The organism is Pseudaestuariivita atlantica, assembly GCF_001205715.1.
GTDB lineage: Bacteria > Pseudomonadota > Alphaproteobacteria > Rhodobacterales > Rhodobacteraceae > Pseudaestuariivita > Pseudaestuariivita atlantica.
The window spans coordinates 1-24,621 of sequence record NZ_AQQZ01000020.1 but is presented as its reverse complement, the minus strand read 5'-3'; the positions used below and the strand labels follow the sequence as shown (position 1 = coordinate 24,621).

Annotated in this window: 23 protein-coding genes and 1 tRNA gene; 19 read left to right on the top strand and 5 right to left on the bottom strand. The window is 62.7% G+C overall.

Annotated features, from left to right (window positions below):
* The coding region (locus ATO11_RS21410; protein ID WP_479725082.1) for an EF-Tu C-terminal domain-related protein at positions 1-152 on the top strand (152 nt) is incomplete at its 5' end.
* Between the two features lie 87 nt (positions 153-239).
* Here the strand turns inward: ATO11_RS21410 and ATO11_RS19795 are convergent.
* From ATO11_RS19795 to ATO11_RS19785, 3 genes are all read right to left on the bottom strand, one after another.
* Entirely contained in the window at positions 240-665 is a 426-nt protein-coding gene (locus ATO11_RS19795; RefSeq protein WP_050532643.1) for a hypothetical protein, read from the bottom strand.
* A gap of 375 nt (positions 666-1,040) precedes the next feature.
* Entirely contained in the window at positions 1,041-1,259 is a 219-nt protein-coding gene (locus ATO11_RS19790; protein WP_050532642.1) for a hypothetical protein, read from the bottom strand.
* Positions 1,260-1,315: 56 nt separating this feature from the next.
* The gene (locus ATO11_RS19785) at positions 1,316-1,543 is read right to left on the bottom strand and encodes a hypothetical protein (RefSeq protein ID WP_050532641.1); all 228 of its coding nucleotides are present in this window, start codon (positions 1,541-1,543) and stop codon (positions 1,316-1,318) included.
* A gap of 600 nt (positions 1,544-2,143) precedes the next feature.
* Between ATO11_RS19785 and ATO11_RS19780 the strand changes: the two genes are divergently transcribed.
* The 12 genes from ATO11_RS19780 to rpoC all read left to right on the top strand — a co-directional run bounded on the left by ATO11_RS19780 (position 2,144) and on the right by rpoC (position 17,619).
* Positions 2,144-2,219 (top strand) — tRNA-Trp (locus ATO11_RS19780).
* Between the two features lie 185 nt (positions 2,220-2,404).
* Positions 2,405-2,596, top strand: coding sequence for a preprotein translocase subunit SecE (gene secE / locus ATO11_RS19775; RefSeq protein WP_050532640.1), 192 nt, complete (start codon positions 2,405-2,407; stop codon positions 2,594-2,596).
* A 119-nt stretch (positions 2,597-2,715) separates the two neighbouring features.
* Positions 2,716-3,249 carry a transcription termination/antitermination protein NusG gene (gene nusG, locus ATO11_RS19770; protein WP_050532639.1) on the top strand — a complete coding sequence of 178 codons (534 nt, stop codon included), beginning with the start codon at positions 2,716-2,718 and terminating at the stop codon, positions 3,247-3,249.
* A gap of 243 nt (positions 3,250-3,492) precedes the next feature.
* A complete protein-coding gene (gene rplK, locus ATO11_RS19765) occupies positions 3,493-3,918 on the top strand; it encodes a 50S ribosomal protein L11 (protein ID WP_050532638.1) in 426 nt (141 codons plus the stop codon).
* Between the two features lies 1 nt (position 3,919).
* Entirely contained in the window at positions 3,920-4,621 is a 702-nt protein-coding gene (gene rplA, locus ATO11_RS19760) for a 50S ribosomal protein L1 (protein WP_050532637.1), read from the top strand.
* 182 nt (positions 4,622-4,803) lie between these two features.
* Positions 4,804-5,310, top strand: coding sequence for a putative pterin-binding protein (locus ATO11_RS19755; protein ID WP_082176488.1), 507 nt, complete (start codon positions 4,804-4,806; stop codon positions 5,308-5,310).
* 10 nt (positions 5,311-5,320) lie between these two features.
* Entirely contained in the window at positions 5,321-7,213 is a 1,893-nt protein-coding gene (locus tag ATO11_RS19750) for an ATP-binding protein (RefSeq protein ID WP_050532636.1), read from the top strand.
* A 396-nt stretch (positions 7,214-7,609) separates the two neighbouring features.
* Entirely contained in the window at positions 7,610-8,128 is a 519-nt protein-coding gene (rplJ, locus tag ATO11_RS19745; protein ID WP_050532635.1) for a 50S ribosomal protein L10, read from the top strand.
* A 68-nt stretch (positions 8,129-8,196) separates the two neighbouring features.
* The gene (gene rplL / locus ATO11_RS19740; protein WP_050532634.1) at positions 8,197-8,580 is read left to right on the top strand and encodes a 50S ribosomal protein L7/L12; all 384 of its coding nucleotides are present in this window, start codon (positions 8,197-8,199) and stop codon (positions 8,578-8,580) included.
* A 267-nt stretch (positions 8,581-8,847) separates the two neighbouring features.
* Positions 8,848-12,984 (top strand): DNA-directed RNA polymerase subunit beta, encoded by a 4,137-nt coding sequence (gene rpoB / locus ATO11_RS19735; protein WP_050532633.1) that lies wholly within the window; start codon positions 8,848-8,850, stop codon positions 12,982-12,984.
* Positions 12,981-13,358, top strand: coding sequence for a hypothetical protein (locus ATO11_RS19730; RefSeq protein WP_050532632.1), 378 nt, complete (start codon positions 12,981-12,983; stop codon positions 13,356-13,358). Before rpoB ends, ATO11_RS19730 begins: the two co-directional genes overlap by 4 nt.
* A 19-nt stretch (positions 13,359-13,377) precedes the next feature.
* Positions 13,378-17,619, top strand: coding sequence for a DNA-directed RNA polymerase subunit beta' (rpoC, locus tag ATO11_RS19725; RefSeq protein WP_050532631.1), 4,242 nt, complete (start codon positions 13,378-13,380; stop codon positions 17,617-17,619).
* A gap of 69 nt (positions 17,620-17,688) precedes the next feature.
* Here rpoC and ATO11_RS19720 read toward each other — a convergent pair whose 3' ends face one another.
* Complete coding sequence (locus tag ATO11_RS19720) at positions 17,689-18,105, bottom strand: VOC family protein (RefSeq protein ID WP_050532630.1); 417 nt, start codon at positions 18,103-18,105, stop codon at positions 17,689-17,691.
* A gap of 100 nt (positions 18,106-18,205) precedes the next feature.
* Between ATO11_RS19720 and ATO11_RS19715 the strand changes: the two genes are divergently transcribed.
* Together ATO11_RS19715 and ATO11_RS19710 are read left to right on the top strand one after the other, a co-directional pair.
* On the top strand, positions 18,206-19,018 hold the full coding sequence (locus ATO11_RS19715; protein WP_050532629.1) for a glycosyltransferase: 813 nt from the start codon (positions 18,206-18,208) through the stop codon (positions 19,016-19,018).
* Between the two features lies 1 nt (position 19,019).
* A complete protein-coding gene (locus ATO11_RS19710; protein WP_207382996.1) occupies positions 19,020-19,889 on the top strand; it encodes a DMT family transporter in 870 nt (289 codons plus the stop codon).
* Here ATO11_RS19710 and ATO11_RS19705 read toward each other — a convergent pair.
* Positions 19,847-20,686, bottom strand: coding sequence for a putative rhamnosyl transferase (locus ATO11_RS19705; RefSeq protein ID WP_050532628.1), 840 nt, complete (start codon positions 20,684-20,686; stop codon positions 19,847-19,849). The genes ATO11_RS19710 and ATO11_RS19705 overlap by 43 nt on opposite strands.
* 333 nt (positions 20,687-21,019) lie before the next feature.
* Between ATO11_RS19705 and rpsL the strand changes: the two genes are divergently transcribed.
* The 4 genes from rpsL to ATO11_RS19685 are packed head-to-tail and all read left to right on the top strand — an operon-like array spanning position 21,020 to position 24,559.
* Entirely contained in the window at positions 21,020-21,391 is a 372-nt protein-coding gene (gene rpsL, locus ATO11_RS19700; protein WP_050532627.1) for a 30S ribosomal protein S12, read from the top strand.
* Between the two features lie 12 nt (positions 21,392-21,403).
* Positions 21,404-21,874, top strand: coding sequence for a 30S ribosomal protein S7 (gene rpsG, locus ATO11_RS19695; RefSeq protein ID WP_050532626.1), 471 nt, complete (start codon positions 21,404-21,406; stop codon positions 21,872-21,874).
* Positions 21,875-21,902: 28 nt separating this feature from the next.
* Positions 21,903-24,020 (top strand): elongation factor G, encoded by a 2,118-nt coding sequence (fusA, locus tag ATO11_RS19690; RefSeq protein ID WP_050532625.1) that lies wholly within the window; start codon positions 21,903-21,905, stop codon positions 24,018-24,020.
* Complete coding sequence (locus ATO11_RS19685; protein WP_050532624.1) at positions 24,020-24,559, top strand: hypothetical protein; 540 nt, start codon at positions 24,020-24,022, stop codon at positions 24,557-24,559. The genes fusA and ATO11_RS19685 overlap by 1 nt, the downstream gene beginning before the upstream one ends.
* Positions 24,560-24,621 lie beyond the last annotated feature (62 nt).

Sequence of the window (24,621 nt, the reverse complement as noted above, 5' to 3'; positions counted from 1 at the left end):
CCGAGGGCACCGAGATGGTGATGCCGGGCGACAACCTGAAGTTCGAAGTCGAGCTGATCGCCCCGATCGCGATGGAGGAAAGCCTGCGCTTCGCCATCCGCGAAGGCGGCCGCACGGTCGGCTCGGGCGTCGTCTCGAAGATCATCGAGTAACAACACCGGCCCGCCTCAACGGCGGGCCAGTTTGAAGACAAAAAAAGGGCGGCCACTGGCCGCCCTTTTCCGTTCAGAGGTCACGCGTTACGAGCGCAGCAGACCTTCGATCTTCAGCAGCTTCTCCTGCTCGGTTTCAGCCGAGTACAGGATGTTCTGGATCGCCAGCAGCGTCGGATCGTCGTAGTTGTCGACGCGGAATTCCGGCATGAACCGCTGGACGGCCGCTTCGAGGCCTTCCCAGTTGTTCTCGATCGTGTAGGTCACCGGCATGTCCGGAACCATGGCGCCGGTGCCGTCGAGGATCGACATCAGGATCGCGCGGCGTTCGGAAAAGGTGCCGCTGCCGTAGATGATGTTGCGAACTTCGGCTTTCTCGGTGTCGGACAGCACGCTGAAGTCGACATCGCCCACGTAACGCTCGACCTGGCGTTCCAGGTTGGTCGTTGCGAAGGCGCCGGTGCCGAGGGTTGCAACCAGTGCGGCGGTGGTGAGGGTCATGAAACGGTTCATTGTCATTCTCCTGTTCATCACAGGCGAGCCCAAATCTCCGTGTGCATTCACGGGGATAGACCGGGGCGCGCCGTCGGTATGGGCCCCCAACACACGCCCCCGAGCCGAAGTTCCGAGATTCCCGGATTTTTTGCTTTTCGGCTGTAAGACCTGCGTTTTGCTATGTTTTATAACAAGTTTGGCATGTCTGGCGGGTCGTTTTCGCCCGGCGAGCCACTTTACCTGAGTGCATTTGACCGTGTCCGGATCGCCCGACAACGCTTCGTGCGGTTGCATTCGGATGCGGGTCCATTCCGTCGCTGGCTTGTCGGCGGCACACGTAAAAAGGCCGCCCCATTAGAGGAGCGGCCTTCCGAGTGACGTGGAGTGTGCCGATCAGCCGTTGACGATCGCGCGGATCAGGGCGCGCTTCTCGCTTTCGGTCGAACCGTCATGGGCGATCAGCAGGATGATGTTGCCCTCGGCCTTGGTCACGTCGGCGGCGGATGCGGAGGGTGCATAGAGGTTCAGGACGCTTTCGACCTGTGCCTCGGTTGCGGCGAAGGCCGAGCCGGTGGTTGCGACGAAGGCGGCGATCAGTGCGAACGATTTCATGGGATTTCCTTTCAGGTTTTGCAGTCAGTGGTTGATTGGCCGGGATGGCCGGGGAGTTACCCGGAGGTGGTGAGGATGAACCGCGGCAGGACGGGAGGAGTGTCCTTGGTCGTGGAGGATCCCACACCGCTCAGGGTGTGATCAGCGTCGGGGTTGAGAACCGCGCTGGCATCGGGGGCATACGCCAACACGTCCTGTGCGGCGGCATGCGGCCCAAACTTTGCCGGGGCAGCCCCGGCGGTGGTTGCGGCCAATATCAGGCCGATTGCGAAGACGGGTTTCATCTCGCATTCCTTTGTCTCTCTCGCGCCGATCGGCGCGGGGCCATGCGGCCCGGTTATGTCTGGGGCCCCACCCCTTGCTTTCGGGGGGAGGCGCACCCGGCAGGGTGTGGTCTGCGTGCGGGCCGCAGGGAGGATGCGGCCTGTGCTGGGTCTGCCTGGTGCGCCCCGCCGGGGTGCCTGTCAGCAAGGTGGCTCGGAGGGAACGTGCCGTGCTGACAGGACCGAAATTGGGGGATGGGCGGGCGGATCGCCAGTCACGAAACGGTCTTCTTTCGATCCGAAAAACGTGACTTGAAACGCGGCGTCCGGCTGCCTACCCCCGCTCGCCCGGCAACAGCCTTCTGAAAAAGCGGGAAAATTTCTCTGCCGTTCCGTCGCGGTTTCCGGAATGTGTCGTGAGACGTATCGTGTGTGCGAACGCCGCAGGGCGCGTCACAGTTTGATGTGCAAATTTGCAGGGTGCGATTTGTTACGGATTTCCCGGCGACGGGACGGAATTCTCACGCCGGCGCGAGCCGAATACCGGACAAGGACCGCGCATCTGCCGCCGATTTTGGCTTGAATCACCCCCGACCGTCGCGTATCGCGGTGCCGGACCTTAGGGGTATAGCTCAGCTGGTAGAGCGACGGTCTCCAAAACCGTAGGTCGCGGGTTCGAACCCTGCTGCCCCTGCCATCCTCCCTCTCAGATTGTTTGCGGCGCCGGCGTGGTCATTCATGGCGCGTCACGGTCTGACCGTTCCGCGAAGGCTGGCGTCACTCTTCTGCCGTCTGCCATCTGCCCAACGCCGCGCCGGGTCTTGAATCGCGCCGCGCGCCCGCGTATGTCGCCAAAATCACAGTATCAGGCAGATCCGATCCATGGCCAACCCGCTCCAGTTCATCCAGCAAGTCCGCTCCGAAGTGTCCAAGGTCGTCTGGCCGACACGCCGCGAGGTTCTGTTGACGACGACGATGGTTGTCATCATGGCGGCGGTGCTGGCGGTTTTCTTCGGTCTGGTCGATCTTGGCATCCGCAGCGGGTTGCAGGGCATCCTGACCATGTTCGGCTGACCCGTTTGCCGCTTGAACTGATCGCGGGATCGCGATAAGTCAGGCCAAGTTGAGACAGGCGCGCAGGGGAAACCTCGCGCGCCTTCGTGTTTCCGGCGACCGGTGAGAGGACAAGCATCATGGCGAAGCGGTGGTATTCGGTCAGCGTTCTGTCGAACTTCGAGAAGAAGATCGCGGAAAAGATCCGCCAATCGGTGATCGAGCAGGGGCTCGAAGACGAAATCGAAGAGGTGCTGGTGCCGACCGAGGAAGTGATCGAGGTGCGGCGCGGCAAGAAGGTCACCGCCGAACGGCGCTTCATGCCCGGTTACGTGCTGGTCCGGATGGAGATGTCGGACAAGGGGTATCACCTGATCAACTCGATCGAGCGGGTGACAGGTTTCCTTGGTCCGCAGGGCCGCCCGATGCCGATGCGCGATGCCGAGGTGAACCAGATCCTCAACCGCGTGCAGGAAGGCGAGGAAGCGCCGAAGCTGATGATCTCGTTCGAGGTCGGCGAGAAGGTCAAGGTCAACGACGGCCCGTTCGAGGATTTCGACGGCATGGTCGAAGAGGTCGACGAGGACAACCAGCGCCTGAAGGTGACCGTGTCGATCTTTGGCCGCGAGACGCCGGTCGAGCTCGAATACACACAGGTGACCAAGCAGGGCTGACAAGGGGGTCGGCTGGCGAGCAGCCGACCTACAGGTCCGCGCTTTTCGTAGGTCGGCTGCTCGTCAGCCGACCCCGCCGAAAGATCGAAATACTTGCCAAACCGGTCCGCCCGGTGTAGGCGCCGCATCTGTCGCGCAAGCGGCATCCCATGTGGAAGGCGAGGACCACGCGAGGTTCGGACCGCACCACATCGACATATCCCGAAGGGCGCGCCCCGAGGGAGTTGCCAAAAGGAGAGGCCAATGGCCAAGAAACTTGCGGGCACCATGAAGCTTCAGGTGCCAGCCGGACAAGCAAACCCGTCTCCGCCGGTCGGCCCGGCGCTGGGTCAGCGCGGCATCAACATCATGGAATTCTGCAAGGCGTTCAACGCCAAGACGCAGGAGATGGAGCCCGGCGCACCGTGCCCCACCGTGATCACCTATTACCAGGACAAGTCCTTCGAGATGGATATCAAGACGCCGCCCGCGTCCTATTTCCTCAAGAAGGCCGCCAAGCTGAAATCGGGTGCCAACAACCCCGGCCGTGAAACGGCAGGGACGGTGACCGCGGCGCAGGTGAAGGAAATCGCGGAAGCGAAGATGAAGGATCTGAACGCCAATGACGTCGAGGCGGCGATGCAGATCATCCTCGGGAGCGCGCGCTCCATGGGCATCGAGGTGAAGTAAAATGGCGAAGCTTGGAAAACGCACGAAAGCCGCACGCGAAGCATTCGCCGGCAAGGATAACATCACCGTTGAAGAAGCCGTCAGCCTCGTGAAATCGCATGCCAACGCGAAATTCGACGAAACCGTCGAGATCGCGATGCAGCTGGGTGTCGACCCGCGCCACGCCGACCAGATGGTCCGCGGCGTCGTCGGCCTGCCCAACGGCACCGGCAAGACCGTCCGCGTGGCCGTCTTTGCCCGTGGCCCCAAGGCCGATGAAGCCAAGGAAGCCGGCGCGGACATCGTGGGCGCAGAGGACCTGATGGAAACCGTTCAGGGCGGCACGATCGAGTTCGATCGCTGCATCGCCACGCCCGACATGATGCCGATCGTCGGCCGTCTGGGCAAGGTTCTGGGCCCGCGCAACCTGATGCCGAACCCCAAGGTCGGCACCGTGACGATGGACGTCAAGCAAGCGGTCGAGGATGCCAAGGGCGGCCAGGTGCAGTTCAAGGCCGAGAAGGCCGGTGTGGTGCACGCGGGCGTCGGCAAGGCGTCGTTCGACGAAGCCAAGCTGGTCGAAAACGTCCGCGCCTTCGTGGATGCGGTCGCAAAGGCCAAGCCGTCGGGCGCCAAGGGCACCTACATGAAGAAGATCGCGCTGTCCTCGACCATGGGTCCGGGCGTGACGATCGACGTTGCGAACGCGGTGCCCGAGGTCTGAGACCTTAGGCATGAACAGGATGAGGCGGCTCTTCGGGGCCGCCTTTTTCGTTAGAATGCGATGCACTTTCGCGGTCCGGCGCGCTGGACCCCGCAAATGAGGCAGAATCTTCGCAGGCCTAAACGGACGATTAAGGAGTGCGGTTCATACAGCCCTCGTAAACCTATGAGTGAGGGATTGTTATGAAACTGAAATCCTGGGTGGCTGCGGGGGCGCTTTTCCTTGTGTCCACAGGTGCCGCGATCGCGGCGAACCTGACCGCGCCGGAAGGCCCGGTCATTCTCGAAGTGAGCGGGGAAATCGCCAACCTCAACGGGGATGGTGTCGCACAGTTCGACATGGCGATGCTGCGCCAACTCGACTGGCGCGAAATCGAAACCTACACGTCATTCACGACCGGCATGCAAAGCTTCGCGGGCCCGACGCTTGCGTCGCTCCTCGCTGCCGTCGGTGCCGAAGGCGACCGGTTGAACGCCACGGCGATCAACGACTATTTCGTCGAAATCCCGGTCGCGGATGCCGACGCGCACAACGTCATCCTCGCGGCGGAAATGAACGGCAAGCGGATGCGCATCCGCGACAAGGGTCCCATCTGGGTCATCTATCCGCTGAGCGAGGCGGAAGCGGCCAAGAAGCCCTTCGATACCGAGATGATCTGGCAGATGAACCGGCTCGAAGTTCTGGACTGAGGACAGGCCGATGAAGGTCGTCCAGCTTCGACCGACCGGACGCACGTTGAGGGCCGTTGTCGCCGTCGGCATCGTGGGTGTCCTCATCATTCTCCTGCTTGCCGTCCGCGGCAAGCTTGAGGGTGAGGAGAAGCGGGCGAGCTACGTGATGTCCTCGCTTTCGTGGAAGGTGAGCGAGACACTTCTGGAATCGCAGAAGCTTGTCACGGCTTTCGTCGAATACGAAGATGGCGCAATCTCCCGCGACGATGTGATCGTCGCGACGGAATTGTTGTGGAGCCGGATGGACGTGCTCCAGAACAGTGAATTCAATACGTATAAGGAACTGGTTGAAGCGGGCGCCGCATTGCAGTCGTTCCTCGACCGGCACGAGGAGGAAATCTACGACGCGCCAACGTTGCAGGCAGAGAGTGTCGCCGCCATGCGGGCGGAACTGTCGAAGGCCGCTCAGACGCTCAGGGCGATCTGGATCAAGGATTTCCTGGGCGATCGTGAGCGTTTGCATGACACGGCAACGCAGGACATCGCCGATGCGCGCACGTTGTTCGAACGGTTGATCCTTGGATGCGTCATCACCCTTGCCATTTACATGATCGCGGAAATCCGCGGCGCGCAACAGGCACAGGTGCGGGAGCGCGCGCTTCGCGAGCAGGCTTTGTCGGCCAGCGAGGCGAAAACCAACTTCCTTGCCAATGTCAGCCACGAAATCCGCACCCCGCTGAATGGCGTGATCGGCATGGCGCAGGAACTGGCTGAAACACCGCAGACGGGGGAGCAATCGCAGATGACGGGCGTGATCCTGTCGTCGGCGGAGTTGCTGTTGAGCACCATCAACGATGTCCTCGACATTTCGAAGATCGAAAGCGGAAGGCTCGGGCTGGATAGCGTGGCGTTTTTGCCTGCCGAACGAATCGAGTTGTCGGCAGCGCTTTACGAGCCTGCCATCACGCGGAAAGGCCTGGCGATCGAGATTGGCCTGCATTGCGCGGCGAACCAGGCCCTCGTCGGCGATCCTCTGCGCTTCACGCAGGTGGTGAACAACCTTGTCTCGAATGCCGTGAAATTCACCGAGGAGGGCCGTATCACGGTTGGCCTGTCATGCAGGCCGCTGCCGGGGTCGGACATGATTGAGGTGCAGGTCACCGTCCGAGATACCGGGCCGGGCATTCCCGAAGGCGCGCTGACCGCGATCTTCGAACCGTTCAGCCAGGCCGACAACAGCACCACGCGAACCCATGGCGGGACCGGGCTGGGGCTGACCATATCGCGTGCGATCTGCCGCGAAATGGGCGGTGACATCGCGGTGGAAACCACCATTGGCGAGGGCAGCACGTTCATCGCGACGTTCACGATGGCCAAGGCCGCCCCGAATGACGTGGTCGCCAGCATCCGGCCCGTGGCGCAAGGTCCGGGGCGGGATCTGGCTCTTCATGTCCCCGCGCCCGTCGATATGCCGGACGTCTTGCCGGAGCCGCCGCAAGGACGTGGCGACCGCCCGGACGCCGAAACGGTGCGATCGCGCATTCTCCTCGTGGATGACAGCGCGACGAACCGGATGGTGATGAAACGCCTGCTGAAGACCCTGAATGCCGACATCGACGAGGCGGAAAGCGGGCTCGACGCGGTCGAGCGTGCGACACATCAGCGTTACGACCTGATCCTGATGGACATCCAGATGCCGGGCATGGACGGGGTGGAGGCCACCTGCGAGATCCGGGCGCACGAGCAGGCCAGCGCGGATCCCGAACGGGTGCCGATCATCGCGGTGACCGCGAATGTCATGGCGCACCAGGTCAACACTTACCTCGCGCAGGGGATGGATCGGGTTGTCGCGAAACCCGTCCGGAAAACCGAAATCCTCGACGTGATCGGCGAGATCAAGGGTGGCGTTGCGTTGCATTGACCACACCGCCTCGAACGTTTGCGCAATGATCTTGCGTCGGCGGTGCGCTTGCGCGTATCGTTGATGGGCTGACGCCACACATATGGTTTGCGGCCCGATGGTGAAAATCGGGTTTGCGTGTCCTTTTTGGCTTGGCAATCCCCGGAACACGGCTTAAGAGACGCTCGATCAGGCTTTGCGACATGTCGCGTGGCCTGATTTTTCGTCCGAGACGGTGGGCGAGGTGATGCACCTCATAAGTCCTGCCCGAGACGGGAGACGAGGATTTCTCACCGGGGCACCACCCCGGGGCGTGAATGGCTGCGGACCCCGTGCGGACCCGATGTCGGGTCGATTTCGACCCGGCAAACATGAGCCGGGGGGCCGTCAAACGCCTTCCAAAACTTGGAGTGAACTGTGGATAGAGCCCAGAAAGAGAAAGTGGTCGAGGAACTCGGCCAGATCTTCGAAAGCTCTGGCGTGGTGGTCGTTGCCCACTACGAAGGTCTTACGGTTGCTGACATGCAGGACCTGCGCGCGCGGGCCCGTGAAGCGGATGCTTCGGTGCGTGTCGCTAAGAACAGGCTCGCCAAGATCGCCCTGGACGGGAAACCCTGCGAATCTATCGCGGACTACCTTTCGGGCATGACCGTTCTCACCTACTCGGAAGACCCCGTGGCAGCAGCCAAGGTCGCCGAGGACTTCGCCAAGTCGAACAAGAAGTTTGACATCCTCGGCGGGGCCATGGGTGAAAACGCGTTGGACCGGGCCGGTGTCGAGGCCGTGTCGAAAATGCCGTCGCGCGAGGAGCTTATCGCTTCGATCGTCGGCTGCATCGGCGCACCTGCATCGAACATCGCCGGGGCCATTGGCGCACCTGCTTCGAACATCGCCTCCATTCTCTCGACTATCGAAGAGAAGGCCGAGGCGGCGTAAGCAATCAAGGGATTTTCGTGGGGTTGCAAATCCCGCGTTGGAACACATCTTAACGGAAAGTAGTCGACATGGCTGATCTGAAAAAACTGGCGGAAGAGATCGTTGGTCTCACCCTGCTTGAAGCACAAGAACTGAAAACCATCCTCAAGGACGAATACGGCATCGAGCCCGCCGCCGGCGGCGCGGTCATGATGGCGGGTCCGGCCGGTGGCGACGCTGGTGGCGCCGCTGCAGAGGAGCAAACCGAATTCGACGTGATCCTGAAATCGGCCGGCGCGTCGAAGATCAACGTCATCAAGGAAGTCCGCGGCATCACCGGCCTGGGCCTGAAAGAAGCCAAGGAGCTGGTCGAAGCCGGCGGCAAGGCTGTCAAAGAGCAGGTTTCCAAGGACGAAGCGGAAGAGATCAAGGGCAAGCTGGAAGCAGCCGGCGCCGAGGTCGAACTCAAGTAATCCGGGTTATCCCGGCGCAGGGCGGATACAGCATCCGCCCTGCATTCATTCGTGGCTGAGCGCGGGAAATCCGGGCTCAGCCGAACCTGTCTCAGAGAGGGCCCCGCGCGGGCCGGCCTGACAGGGGCCCTCTCTCAGGCAAGTTCACCGATCGGGAGGCCCCCTTGGGACGGGTGCCAGGTATGGATCGGTCTTGCAGTCTCGATGGGAGCCTCACGCCGAAGCCCGGCGGCGATGCGGCTCTGGTAGAGAAAGGTGCGCGTTCGCATGGCACAATCATTCCTTGGCCAGAAACGACTGAGAAAATACTACGGCAAGATCCGCGAAGTGCTGGACATGCCGAACCTCATCGAGGTTCAGAAATCAAGCTATGACCTGTTCCTGAAATCCGGCGACCAGCCGGAGCCGATGGACGGCGAAGGCATCAAGGGTGTCTTCCAGTCGGTCTTCCCGATCAAGGATTTCAACGAAACGAGCGTTCTGGAATTCGTCAGCTACGAGCTGGAGAAGCCCAAGTACGACGTCGAGGAATGTCAGCAGCGCGACATGACCTACAGCGCGCCGCTGAAGGTCACCCTGCGCCTGATCGTGTTCGACGTGGACGAGGATACCGGCGCCAAGTCGGTCAAGGACATCAAGGAACAGGACGTGTTCATGGGCGACATGCCCCTGATGACGCCCAACGGCACGTTCATCGTGAACGGCACCGAGCGGGTGATCGTCAGCCAGATGCACCGCTCGCCCGGCGTGTTCTTCGACCACGACAAGGGCAAGACGCACAGCTCGGGCAAGTTGCTGTTCGCCTGCCGGATCATTCCCTATCGCGGCTCGTGGCTCGACTTCGAATTCGACGCCAAGGACATCGTGTTCGCGCGCATCGACCGCCGCCGCAAGCTGCCGGTCACCACGCTGCTGTATGCGCTGGGCCTCGACCAGGAAGGCATCATGGATGCCTATTACGAAACCGTCACCTACACCCAGCGCAAGGGTGAGGGCTGGGTGACCAAGTTCTTCCCCGAGCGCGTGCGCGGCACCCGCCCGACATTCGACCTTGTCGACGCCGACAGCGGCGAAGTGCTTGCCGAAGCGGGCAAGAAGGTCACGCCGCGCGCGGTCAAGAAGATCATCGACGATGGCAAGATCACCGATCTGCTGGTCCCGTTCGACCAGATCGTCGGCAAGTTCGCCGCCAAGGACATCATCAACGAAGAAACCGGCGCGATCTATGTCGAGGCGGGCGATGAGCTGACCTGGGAAGTCGACAAGGACGGTGAAGTCACCGGCGGCAGCCTGAAAGAGCTGCTCGACGCGGGCATCACCGAGATCCCGGTGCTCGACATCGATAACGTCACGGTCGGTCCCTACATGCGCAACACGCTGGCGCAGGACAAGAACATGAACCGCGACACCGCGCTCATGGACATCTACCGCGTCATGCGTCCGGGCGAACCGCCCACCGTCGAAGCGGCCTCGGCCCTGTTCGACACGTTGTTCTTTGACAGCGAGCGGTATGACCTGTCGGCCGTGGGTCGCGTGAAGATGAACATGCGTCTCGCGCTCGACAAGCCCGACACCCAGCGCACGCTGGACCGCGAAGACATCGTCGCCTGCATCAAGGCGCTGGTGGACCTGCGCGACGGTCGCGGCGACATCGACGACATCGACCACCTCGGCAACCGCCGGGTGCGGTCGGTCGGCGAATTGATGGAAAACCAGTACCGCGTCGGCCTTCTGCGGATGGAGCGCGCGATCAAGGAGCGCATGTCGTCGGTCGAGATCGACACCGTCATGCCGCAGGACCTGATCAACGCCAAACCGGCGGCCGCCGCCGTGCGCGAATTCTTCGGTTCCAGCCAGCTGTCGCAGTTCATGGACCAGACCAACCCGCTGTCGGAAGTGACGCACAAACGCCGCCTGTCGGCGCTTGGCCCCGGTGGTCTGACCCGCGAACGTGCCGGTTTCGAGGTGCGCGACGTGCACCCGACCCACTATGGCCGGATGTGCCCGATCGAGACGCCGGAAGGCCCGAACATCGGTCTGATCAACTCGCTGGCGACCTTTGCCCGCGTGAACAAGTACGGCTTCATCGAAACGCCCTATCGCGTGGTGAAGGACAGCGTGGTGACCGACGAGGTTCACTACATGTCGGCCACCGAAGAGATGCGGCACACCGTGGCGCAGGCCAACGCGTCGCTCGACGACAAGGGCAAGTTCACCAACGAGATGGTCAACACCCGCCAGAACGGCGATTACACGCTGGCACCGACCGGCGCGGTGGACCTGATCGACGTGAGCCCGAAACAGCTGGTGTCGGTTGCGGCATCGCTGATCCCGTTCCTCGAAAACGACGACGCCAACCGCGCGCTGATGGGCTCGAACATGCAACGTCAGGCCGTGCCGACGCTGCGCTCCGAAGCGCCGCTGGTCGGCACCGGGATCGAGGGCATCGTGGCCCGCGATTCAGGCGCTGCGATCATGGCGAAACGGGCAGGCATCATCGACCAGGTCGACGCGACCCGGATCGTCGTGCGCGCCACGGCTGACCTAGAGGTCGGTGATCCCGGCGTGGACATCTACCGCCTGCGCAAGTTCCAGCGGTCGAACCAGAACACCTGCATCAACCAGCGTCCGCTGGTGGTCGTGGGCCAGGAGGTCGGCAAGGGCGAGGTCATCGCGGATGGCCCGTCCACGGACATGGGTGAACTGGCGCTCGGCAAGAACGTCGTCGTCGCCTTCATGCCGTGGAACGGCTACAACTACGAGGACTCGATCCTGATCTCGGAACGGATCGCGCGGGATGACGTGTTCACCTCTGTCCACATCGAGGAATTCGAAGTGGCGGCCCGTGACACGAAACTCGGCCCCGAAGAGATCACGCGGGACATCCCGAACGTCGGTGAAGAAGCGCTGCGCAACCTTGACGAGGCGGGCATCGTCTATATCGGTGCCGACGTGGAGCCGGGCGACATCCTTGTCGGTAAGATCACGCCGAAGGGCGAAAGCCCGATGACGCCGGAGGAGAAACTCCTGCGCGCCATCTTCGGCGAGAAGGCATCGGACGTGCGCGACACCTCGCTGCGGGTGAAACCAGGTGATTTCGGCACCGTTGTCGAGGTCCGCGTGTTCAACCGTCACGGCGTCGAGAAGGACGAACGTGCCCTGCAGATCGAGCGGGAAGAGGTCGAAAGCCTCGCCCGTGACCGCGACGACGAACTCGCGATCCTCGACCGCAACATTTACGCGCGTCTGAAGTCCCACATCATGGGCAAGGTCGCCGTTAAGGGGCCGAAGGGCGTCAAGGCGAATTCGGAGGTGACCGAAGACCTGCTGGAAACGCTGCCGCGTGGCCAGTGGTGGCAGCTGGCGCTGAAGGAAGAGGCCGATGCACAGATCGTCGAGGCCCTGAACGAGCAATACGAGGCGCAGAAACGCGCGCTTGATGCCCGGTTCGAGGACAAGGTCGAGAAGGTCCGCCGTGGCGACGACCTGCCGCCGGGCGTGATGAAGATGGTCAAGGTGTTCATCGCGGTGAAGCGCAAGCTGCAGCCGGGTGACAAGATGGCCGGCCGTCACGGCAACAAGGGCGTGATTTCGAAGGTGGTTCCGATGGAGGACATGCCGTTCCTCGAAGACGGGACGCCGGTCGATTTCTGTCTGAACCCGCTGGGCGTGCCGTCGCGGATGAACGTCGGTCAGATCCTCGAAACCCACATGGGCTGGGCCGCGCGCGGCCTGGGCATCAAGATCGACGATGCGCTGGACGAATACCGCCGGTCGGGTGACCTGACCCCGGTGCGTGAAGCCATGCGGATCGCCTATGGCGACGACGTGTACGAGGAAGGTCTGGCGGATCTGTCCGAGGACGAGCTGGTCGAGCGCGCGGGCAACGTGACCCATGGTGTGCCGATCGCGACGCCGGTCTTTGACGGGGCGAAGGAAGCTGACGTGAACGACGCGCTGGTGCGCGCCGGGTTCTCGGAAAGCGGCCAGTCGATCCTGTTCGACGGGCGCACGGGTGAGCAGTTCAGCCGCCCCGTGACCGTGGGCGTCAAGTACCTGCTGAAACTGCACCACCTCGTGGACGACAAGATCCACGCGCGCTCGACCGGGCCTTACAGCCTCGTCACGCAGCAGCCCCTCGGCGGCAAGGCGCAGTTCGGTGGTCAGCGTTTTGGGGAGATGGAAGTCTGGGCGCTCGAAGCCTATGGCGCGGCCTACACCCTGCAGGAGATGCTCACCGTCAAATCGGACGACGTGGCCGGGCGGACCAAGGTGTACGAGTCGATCGTCAAGGGCGAGGACAACTTCGAAGCCGGCGTGCCGGAATCGTTCAACGTTCTCGTCAAGGAGGTCCGTGGCCTCGGGTTGAACATGGAACTGCTCGACGCGGAGGTCGAGGAGTGAAGTACCTGACCCTGCCCTGCATCCTGACGTTGGCGGCGTGTTTGCCCGCCGACGTTTCGGTGCAGGACCGACCGACACAGACGAGGACAGTCGCCGCGGCCGCGCCCGCGCCGCAGCTTCCGCCCGAGATCGTGGCGCCGGTATCCACCGGCCTGCCGGTCACGGCGACGGTTGATTGCAGCGTGGGCGGCATCGGCCTGTTCGGGTCGTGCGACCAGGAGGCCACGGCCACCTGCACCCGCGCCGGCCTGACGCTGTCCCGCCTTGAACAGATTGATCCGGAAAACCCTGGCGTTGCCGGAATCGCGACCAATAACGCATCCATCGTGGAAAGCGGCCTGAAACCCGCCACCCACCGTGTGATCTGCGTCTGACCTGGAAAGGACCCATCCAATGAACCAGGAACTGACAAACAACCCGTTCAACCCGCTCACGCCGCCGAAGGTGTTTGACGAGATCAAGGTCTCTCTGGCCTCGCCCGAGCGGATCCTGTCGTGGTCGTTCGGCGAGATCAAGAAGCCGGAAACCATCAACTACCGCACGTTCAAACCCGAACGTGACGGCCTGTTCTGCGCGCGTATCTTTGGCCCGATCAAGGATTACGAATGCCTGTGCGGCAAGTACAAGCGGATGAAGTATCGCGGCGTCGTCTGCGAGAAATGCGGCGTGGAAGTCACGCTGCAGAAGGTCCGCCGCGAGCGGATGGGTCACATCGAGCTGGCCGCGCCCTGCGCCCACATCTGGTTCCTCAAGTCGCTGCCTTCGCGCATCGGCCTGATGCTGGACATGACGCTGCGCGACCTGGAACGCGTGCTGTATTTCGAAAACTACGTGGTGATCGAGCCCGGCCTGACGGACCTCACCTACGGTCAGATGCTGACCGAGGAAGAGTACATGGACGCGCAGGATGCCTATGGCATGGACGCGTTCACCGCCAATATCGGCGCCGAGGCCATCCGCGAGATGCTGAGCCAGATCGACCTTGAATCCGAGGCCGAGCAACTGCGCGCAGACCTCGCCGAGGCGACGGGTGAACTGAAGCCGAAGAAGATCATCAAGCGTCTGAAAGTGGTCGAAGCCTTCCTTGAATCCGGCAACCGCCCGGAATGGATGGTCATGACCGTCGTTCCGGTCATCCCGCCGGAACTGCGCCCGCTGGTCCCGCTGGACGGTGGCCGGTTCGCGACGTCGGACCTCAATGACCTCTACCGCCGCGTGATCAACCGGAACAACCGTCTGAAGCGCCTGATCGAGCTGCGCGCGCCCGACATCATCGTCCGCAACGAAAAGCGGATGCTGCAGGAATCGGTCGACGCCCTGTTCGACAACGGCCGCCGTGGCCGCGTCATCACCGGTGCCAACAAGCGTCCGCTGAAATCGCTCAGCGACATGCTGAAAGGCAAGCAGGGCCGCTTCCGCCAGAACCTTCTGGGGAAACGGGTCGACTTCTCGGGCCGGTCGGTCATCGTGACCGGGCCGGAACTGAAGCTGCACCAGTGCGGGTTGCCGAAGAAGATGGCGCTCGAACTCTTCAAGCCGTTCATCTATTCGCGGCTTGAGGCGAAGGGTCTGTCCTCCACCGTCAAGCAAGCCAAGAAGCTGGTCGAGAAAGAGCGCCCCGAGGTGTGGGACATCCTCGACGAGGTGATCCGCGAGCACCCGGTGATGCTGAACCGTGCGCCGACGCTGCACCGTCTTGGCATTCAGGCGTTCGAACCCGTGCTGATCGAAGGCAAGGCGATCCAGCTTCACCCGCTCGTGTGTTCGGCTTTCAACGCCGACTTCGACGGTGACCAGATGGCCGTGCACGTGCCGCTGTCGCTCGAAGCGCAGCTGGAAGCGCGCGTCCTGATGATGTCGACGAACAACGTCCTGTCGCCCGCCAACGGCGCACCGATCATCGTTCCGTCGCAGGACATGATCCTCGGTCTCTACTACGTGACGATCGAGCGCGAGGGCATGAAGGGCGAAGGCATGGTCTTCTCCTCGATCGAGGAGGTGCAGCACGCGCTGGATTCCGGCGAGGTGCACCTGCACGCCAAGATCACCGCGCGGATCCCGCAGATCGACGACGAAGGCAACGAGGTGATGGAGCGGGTCGAAACCACTCCGGGCCGCGTCAAGCTGGGCGCGATGCTGCCGCCGAACAACAAGGCACCGTTCAGCCTTGTGAACCGCCTGTTGCGGAAAAAGGACGTGCAGAACGTCATCGACACCGTCTACCGCTATTGCGGCCAGAAGGAGTCGGTCATCTTCTGTGATCAGATCATGACCATGGGCTTCCGCGAAGCCTTCAAGGCCGGCATCTCGTTCGGGAAGAACGACATGGTGATCCCCGACGACAAGTGGGGCATCGTGGACGAAACCCGCGAGCAGGTTAAGGATTTCGAACAGCAATACATGGACGGCCTGATCACCCAGGGTGAGAAATACAACAAGGTCGTCGATGCCTGGTCGAAATGTAACGACAAGGTCACCGAGGCGATGATGGCGACCATCTCGGCCCCGCAGCGGGACGAGAACGGTGCCGAGCTGGAGCCGAACTCGGTCTACATGATGGCGCACTCCGGTGCGCGGGGCTCGGTCACGCAGATGAAGCAGCTGGGCGGGATGCGCGGCCTGATGGCCAAGCCGAACGGCGACATCATCGAGACGCCGATCATCTCGAACTTCAAGGAAGGCCTGACCGTTCTTGAATACTTCAACTCGACCCACGGCGCCCGGAAGGGCCTGTCGGACACCGCTCTGAAGACGGCGAACTCGGGCTACCTGACCCGCCGCCTCGTGGACGTGGCACAGGACTGCATCGTGCGCATGGACGATTGCGGGACGGACAAGGCGATCATGGCGCAGGCCGCGGTCAACGATGGGGAGGTCGTGGCCTCGCTCAGCGAACGCGTTCTGGGCCGGGTGTCGGCGGACGACGTGCTGGTACCGGGGACCGAGGATGTCCTCGTCGCCAAGGGCACGCTGATCGACGAACGCACCGCCGACGCGATCGAAGAGGCGGGCGTGCAGTCGATGCGCATCCGCTCGCCGCTGACCTGCGAGGCCGAAGAAGGCGTCTGTGCCCAGTGCTACGGTCGTGACCTTGCACGCGGCACGCTGGTGAACCAGGGTGAGGCCGTGGGCATCATCGCGGCGCAATCCATCGGTGAACCCGGCACGCAGCTGACGATGCGGACCTTCCACATCGGCGGCGTCGCGCAGGGTGGCCAGCAGTCGTTCCTTGAATCGAGCCAGGAAGGCAAGATCGCCTTCGAAAACGCCAACGTGCTGGAAAACGCACGCGGCGAGATGCTGGTGATGGGCCGCAACATGAAAGTCCGCATAGTGGACGAACATGGCGCGGAGCGGGCCAGCCACAAGGTCGATTACGGTTCGAAACTGTTCGTCAAGGACGGGCAGGAGATCGCCCGCGGCGACAAGCTGTTCGAGTGGGATCCCTACACCCTGCCGATCCTCGCCGAAAAGGACGGGACCGCGAAGTATGTGGACCTTGTTGCCGGCGTGGCCGTGCGCGAGGAAACCGACGACGCAACCGGCATGACGCAGAAGATCGTGGCCGACTGGCGCGCAGCGCCCAAAGGCAACGAGCTGAAGCCCGAGATCATCCTGGTGGGTGCAGACGGTGAGCCGGTCCGCAACGCGGCCGACAACCCGATCACCTATCCGATGTCGGTGGATGCCATCCTGTCGGTCGAAGACGGACAGGACGTCAAAGCCGGTGACGTGGTCGCGCGGATCCCGCGCGAAGGTGCAAAGACCAAGGACATCACCGGTGGTCTGCCGCGTGTGGCCGAACTGTTCGAAGCACGTCGTCCCAAGGACCACGCGATCATCGCCGAAATCGATGGTTACGTGCGCTTTGGCCGCGACTACAAGAACAAGCGTCGCATCGCGATCGACCCGTCGGACGAGTCGATTGAGACCGTCGAATACATGGTGCCCAAGGGCAAGCACATCCCGGTGCAGGAAGGCGACTTCGTGCAGAAGGGTGACTACATCATGGACGGCAACCCGGCCCCGCACGACATCCTGTCGATCATGGGGATCGAGGCTCTGGCGAACTACATGATCGACGAAGTGCAGGACGTCTATCGTCTGCAAGGCGTGAAGATCAACGACAAGCACGTCGAAGTCATCGTGCGCCAGATGCTGCAGAAGTGGGAAATCCAGGACTCGGGTGAGACCACGCTGCTGAAGGGCGAACACGTGGACAAGGCCGAGTTCGACGCGGCCAACGAGAAGGCGATCGCGCGGGGCAAACGCCCGGCGCAGGGCGAGCCGATCCTTCTGGGGATCACCAAGGCAAGCCTGCAGACCCGGTCGTTCATCTCGGCAGCGTCGTTCCAGGAGACGACCCGCGTGCTGACCGAAGCCTCGGTGCAAGGCAAGAAAGACAAGCTTGTCGGCCTGAAAGAGAACGTCATCGTGGGCCGCCTGATCCCGGCCGGTACCGGTGGCGCGACCCAGAAGGCGCGCCGCATCGCGCAGGAACGCGACAACGTCGTGATCGAAGCGCGCCGCGAGGAAGCCGAGGCAGCAGCGGCACTGGCCGCACCCATGGACGATATCGTGGGTGGTGACGAATTCGACGTGGGCATCGTCGACACGCCGGAAAGCCGCGACTGATCCCAGCGCGATAGCAATTGAAAGGCCCCGTCGAGCGATCGGCGGGGCCTTTTTCTTGGGTCGCGGGCGTCAGCCGACCTGCTGGTGGACTTCGATCACGTTGCCTTCGGGGTCCTGGAAAAAGACCTGGTGCCATTCCTTGGCAAAGGCGGTGCCGTAATCGGAATAGGGCACGCCCGCCGCGTCGAGCGCCGCGAGGACGGCGGCAAGGTCATCCGTGCGGAACGCGATATGCCCGCGTTCGACGGGATTGATGACCTGCCCGTTGGCGAAAGCCACGCGGAAGTCGCGCTGGGCGAGGTGCATCTGCATCGACCCTTCGGTGGCGAACCGGATCTTGCCGTCGAACCCGCGCCCGTCCTCCGCCTCGGTCCGGGGAAATTGCGACATGGGAATGTCATCCAGCCCCAGGACGCGCGTGTAGAAATCGTGCAGCCGGTCGACATCCTCGGCCACGAAGTTGATGTGATGGAATTCGAGTTTCATGGATCAAGGATAGCGCGGCCCCGCTCCTTTGCCCATCCGCGCGCGGGCTTGATCCGCCGCGCCTCTGCCGTCACTGTCGCCGCAAACGAAAGGGCAGGGCGTGGCGTATTCCATCCAGGTGCAGGGCTTGATCCGGTTCTCGGTACTGACCGAGGATTACTATGCCGACAAGTTTGACACGGTGGACAAGATCGCCGCGCATATCTTTGCGCCCGACCGGATGGAGCGGCGCTTTCACCTGTTCGAACGTCTCTGCCTGCCGTCACTCATGCGGCAGACCGACATGGAATTCCGGCTGGGCGTCATCACCTCGACCCATCTGCCGGGGGATCAGCTTGAACGCCTGCTGGCGCTGACCGAACCGCATCCCAACGTGACCATCTTTGCAGAGGAGCCGGCAAAGCAATACCCGCTGCTGCGCAAGGCCTATGCCCGGATGCAGGACCGTGACCGGTTCACCCATGCGCTCAACTTCCGGATCGATGATGACGATGCCGTCGACCGCGACTTCATCGCGCGGATCAAGCGGCAGGCGGCGGGATTGTTGCAGGTGGGCGACCCGGCAGGGCGGACGATGATCGCGCATAATTTCGGGTTCTACATCGACATGAACCACGAGGGCGCGAACCGGGTGTTCGACGCGCGCGAACGGATGCCGCTGTCGGTCGGATCCGCGCTGCTCAGCCCGATGGACGATCCGGGCATCCCCTATGCCTACAACCACCGCAAGTTCGCGCAGCATTACAACCTCTACAGCGATATCGAAACGCCCGCCTTCCTGCGCACGCTCCACCCCGACAACAAGAGCGATCCGGCGCAGCTGGGCCTGATCGACAAGATGAAACCCGGCCGGGTCGAACGGCTGTTGCGCAAGCATTTCCGAGTCGACATCGCTGACTTGCAGGCCTTGTGACGTGACGCCGAACGCCACGGGCGCGCTGTTCATGATGGGCAGCATGCTGGCCTTCACCCTCAACGACGTGGCGATCAAGCTAACCGGCGGGGACATTCCGCTGTTCCAGCTGATCTTTTTGCGCGGGCTGTTCACGACGACGCTGGTGTCTGTTCTGGCGTGGCGCATGCGGGCATTTCAGCTTCGGCAATCGCCGCGGGACTGGAGCCTGATCGGAGCGCGCGTCGTCACCGAAGTGATGATCGTCATCTTCTTTTTGACCGCGCTTCTGAACATGCCCATCGCCAACGTCACGGCGATCCTGCAGGCGCTTCCCCTGATCGTGACCTTCGCGGGTATCTTCCTGTTCAAGGAGGTGGTGGGCTGGCGCCGGATGCTGGCCATCGCGCTTGGTTTTCTCGGCGTGATGCTGATCGTGAAACCGGGCACGGACGGATTCACCACCTACACCGTCTTCGCGATGATCGCTGCCCTGTTCGTCGCTTTGCGTGACCTTGTGACCAAGCCCCTGTCGGCCAAGGTGCCGTCGATGCTGGTGACGTTCTGCACGGCGACGGGCATCACCCTTGTCTGCGGGGTTCTCAGCCTGTCCGAGACATGGGTGGTGCTGACCCCGCGCCACTGGACGCTGCTGGCGCTGTCGGCGGTGTTCATCCTTGGCGGCTATCTGTTCAGCGTGCTGACGATCCGGGTGGGCGATATCTCTTTCACGGCGCTCTTCCGGTACACCGGTATCCTCTGGGCGCTGGTCCTGGGCCTGATCGTGTTCGACGAGTGGCCGGACCGGATCACGCTTCTGGGCGTGATCCTCGTGGTCGGGGCCGGGGCCTATACGCTCTGGCGCGAGGCGAGGGTCAGGTCCGGTTCCTGAAAGGCGCGGGTCACCGCCTCGACATCTATGGCGAAGCGGTTGGCAAACCTGCGGGTCAGCTTGGGCCCGATCGGCTCCACCGCCACCTCGCGCGCGCCGCGCTTCTGGCGCGAGTCGTTATAGCCGTTATGCGTGCGGACCCACATGGGCGTATCGGTGAACGTGACGGTGGGCATCCGCGTCCACAACTTGTGATGCGCGAAATTGTGGATGGTGCGCGCCGTGCCGCCCGCGACATGGACACCCAGCGCGGCGACGTAATAGGCGCGCGTGATCTCGGTGGCCGAGATGCCATTGCTGCCCATTTCGGCCACGTAGCCGCGGTTGAAATCGATCCCGACGATCCGCTCGCGCGCCATCAGCGGCGCGGCGTCGTCCACCGCCTGTTTCATCCGTTCGATGAAATCAACGGCCACGGCGTCGTCATCGTCGTGGCGGAACTGAAGGCAGGGCGCACCGGGGTCGCGGCGGTGCTTGTTCAGAAGCTCTTTCATCAATTCGCGGTTGGGGCGCGGAGGATGCACCTCGACCACCGCCTGCGGCAAGTCGGCGAGCATCGCGTCAAGCCGCGCGCGATGGCGCGCCGGGAAGCTGTCACCGATCACCACGATGAGCGTGAAATCCGGATCGGTCTGGTGCTTGAGGCATGGTAGGGCGACGTGTTCGAACAGACGAAACCGCTCTTCGAGGCGATCTTCGGCGTACAGGTAGGCGATGCGGTCCTCGATCGTGTCATGTTCCACTTGAAACCCGCCGATGGCCGGGTAGGAAAAGCGGCACAATCCGATAGTCTGCATGCGGCGCCCCAAACGATACGCGTTGCGGCCACCCTGCCAGCGGCAACTGTCCCCGACAAGCCCGGCCGCGGCTGTTGACATCGAATCCGACTCCCCCTATACGCCGCTCATCTCGCGGGTGGGGTCCGTCCTGCCTGCGAAATCAGACCTGTAGTGGCCACGATCCGGGCTGATTGCCCCGATCCTCTGACAACCCGCCGCGGCGATCCTTGGTCAAGGATGGCATGCGGTGTTTGCGCTTTGCGGACGCGTGATGCGCACATTGATGAAACGAGAGAACCCGCGCACCTCATGTGCGCAGTACATGAGCGAGAGACGGGAGCGAGAGCCCATATGCCAACGATCCAGCAGCTGATCCGGAAGCCCCGGCAGCCCAAAGTCAAACGGTCGAAGTCGATGCACCTGAAGGAATGCCCGCAAAAGCGTGGCGTCTGCACGCGCGTCTACACGACCACTCCGAAGAAACCGAACTCGGCCATGCGTCGCGTGGCGAAGGTGCGTCTGACGAATGGCTTCGAGGTTATCAGCTACATCCCCGGCGAAGGTCACAACCTGCAAGAGCACTCGGTTGTCCTGATCCGTGGCGGCCGTGTGAAGGACCTTCCCGGCGTCCGTTACCACGTGCTGCGCGGCGTGCTGGACACGCAGGGTGTCAAGGACCGCAAGCAACGCCGTTCGAAATACGGCGCGAAGCGTCCCAAGTAAGAGGATATACAGATGTCGCGTCGTCACGCTGCCGAGAAACGAGAAGTCCTGCCCGACGCCAAGTATGGCGATACGGTCCTGACCAAGTTCATGAACAACCTGATGCTGGACGGTAAGAAATCCGTCGCCGAAAGCATCGTCTACGGTGCGCTTGACCGCATCGAGAACAAGGTGAAGCGCGCGCCGGTGGAAATCTTCCACGAAGCGCTCGACAACATCAAACCGGCCGTCGAGGTCCGTTCCCGCCGCGTCGGTGGTGCGACCTACCAGGTTCCGGTCGAGGTGCGCCCCGAGCGTCGTGAAGCCCTGGCGATCCGCTGGCTCATCACCGCCTCGCGCAACCGCAACGAAAACACCATGGAAGAACGCCTCGCCGGTGAACTTCTCGACGCGGTCAATTCGCGCGGGAACGCCGTGAAGAAGCGCGAAGACACCCACAAGATGGCCGACGCCAACAAGGCGTTCAGCCACTACCGCTGGTAACCCCACAAGGCATTCAGGAGCAGCCCCGATGGCACGCGACTATCCTCTCGACCGCTACCGCAACTTCGGCATCATGGCCCACATCGATGCCGGCAAGACCACCTGTTCGGAGCGGATCCTGTATTACACGGGCAAATCCCACAACATCGGCGAGGTGCATGACGGCGCCGCGACGATGGACTGGATGGAGCAGGAGCAGGAGCGGGGCATCACCATCACCTCGGCTGCAACGACGACCTTCTGGGAACGCACCGAAGACGGCAAGACCGCCGACACGCCCAAGCACCGCCTGAACATCATCGACACGCCCGGCCACGTGGACTTCACCATCGAAGTCGAACGCTCGCTGGCCGTGCTTGACGGTGCCGTGTGCGTGCTGGACGCCAACGCCGGTGTCGAGCCGCAGACCGAAACCGTGTGGCGTCAGGCTGACCGCTACAAGGTTCCGCGCATGGTGTTCGTCAACAAGATGGACAAGATCGGCGCCGACTTCTTCAACTGCGTCCGCATGATCGAGGACCGCACCGGCGCGCGTGCCGTGCCCGTCGGCATCCCGATCGGCGCAGAGACCGAGCTGGAAGGCCTGATCGACCTCGTGACCATGGAAGAATGGCTGTGGCAGGGCGAAGACCTGGGCGCATCCTGGGTCAAGGCCCCGATCCGCGACAGCCTGAAGGACATGGCTGACGAGTGGCGCGAGAAGATGATCGAAGCCGCCGTCGAGCAAGACGACGACGCGATGGAGCAATACCTCGAAGGCAACGAGCCCGACGTGCCGACCCTGCGCAAACTGCTGCGCAAGGGCACGCTCGACATGGCATTCGTGCCGGTTCTGGGTGGCTCGGCCTTCAAGAACAAGGGTGTGCAGCCGCTTCTGAACGCCGTGATCGACTACCTGCCCAGCCCGCTGGACGTGGTCGACTACATGGGCTTTGCCCCCGGTGACGAGGAAGAGACCCGCAACATCGCCCGCCGCGCGGACGACAACATGGCGTTCTCGGGCCTCGCGTTCAAAATCATGAACGACCCCTTCGTGGGCTCGCTGACCTTCACCCGGATCTACTCGGGCACGATGAACAAGGGCGATACCGTCCTGAACTCGACGAAGGGCAAGAAAGAGCGCATCGGCCGGATGATGATGATGCACTCCAACAACCGCGAAGAGATCGAAGAGGCATTTGCCGGCGACATCATCGCGCTTGCGGGTCTGAAGGACACCACGACCGGTGACACGCTGTGCGACCAGAAAGACCCGGTTGTCCTCGAAACGATGACCTTCCCCGACCCGGTGATCGAGATCGCCGTCGAGCCGAAGACGAAAAACGACCAGGAGAAGATGTCCCAGGGTCTGCAGCGTCTGGCGGCCGAAGACCCCTCCTTCCGCGTCGAAACCGACCTGGAATCGGGTCAGACGATCATGAAGGGCATGGGCGAACTTCACCTCGACATCCTGGTCGACCGCCTGAAGCGGGAGTTCAAGGTCGAGGCGAACATCGGTGCACCGCAGGTGGCCTACCGCGAGACCATCGGTCACGAGGTCGAGCACACCTACACCCACAAGAAACAGTCGGGTGGGTCGGGTCAGTTCGCCGAGGTGAAGATGATCATCTCGCCGACAGAGCCGGGCGAAGGTTACTCGTTCGAGAGCCGCATCGTCGGTGGTTCCGTGCCGAAGGAATACATCCCCGGCGTCGAAAAAGGCATCCAGTCGGTCATGGACAGCGGTCCGCTCGCGGGCTTCCCGGTCATCGACTTCAAGGTCGCGCTGATCGACGGCAAGTTCCACGACGTGGACTCGTCGGTTCTGGCCTTCGAGATCGCCGCACGCATGTGCATGCGCGAAGGCATGAAGAAAGCCGGCGCCAAGCTCTTGGAACCGATCATGAAGGTCGAGGTCATCTCCCCCGAGGAGTATACCGGCAACATCATCGGCGACCTGACCTCGCGTCGGGGGCAGGTGACGGGGCAGGAACCGCGCGGCAACGCCGTGGCGATCAACGCCTTCGTGCCGCTGGCCAACATGTTCGGCTACATCAACAACCTGCGTTCGATGTCCTCGGGCCGCGCGCAGTTCACGATGCAGTTCGACCACTACGATCCGGTGCCGCAGAACATCTCGGACGAGATCCAGGCCAAGTACGCCTAATGAAGCACCACGTCGTCATATCCGGCGTTCTCGCGGCCACCTTGGTCGCAGGCTGCGCGCAGAAACAGCTGGTCGAGCCCGCCTCGGCCAGCACGTTTCGCGTGACGGATGTGGCTGTGGTGCTCGAAGACGGTCCCAAGCGGTCGGCGGGCTTTTACGAGTTCACGGAAGCGGACGTTGCTGCAAAACTGCGCGACACCACGCTGAAGGCGCTGACCGCACGCAACCCGGACGGGGCGCGTGACGTGGTGGCCAACGTGTCGCTGTCGCGCATGGTGATCGCCAATCCCGGTGTGGGGATCCTCGTTGGCCAGAAGACAAGCGGCCTGCGCGGGACCATCACGATCAAGGATGCGCGGTCGGGCGAACAGCTCGCCCTGACCGACAATGTGACCGCAACGACCAAACCGCGCCCCACGCTGGCGGGCGCGGCCTTTATCCGCTCGCCCGAGGGTGAGCTGGCGCTGATCGCGGAAGAATTCGCGCGCCGCGCTGCAATCGCAATTTTCGGAGACGACCCCGCCGCCGGGGACAGCTGAAGGAGGCCATCATGGCAAAGGAAAAGTTTGAGCGGAGCAAGCCGCACTGCAACATCGGCACG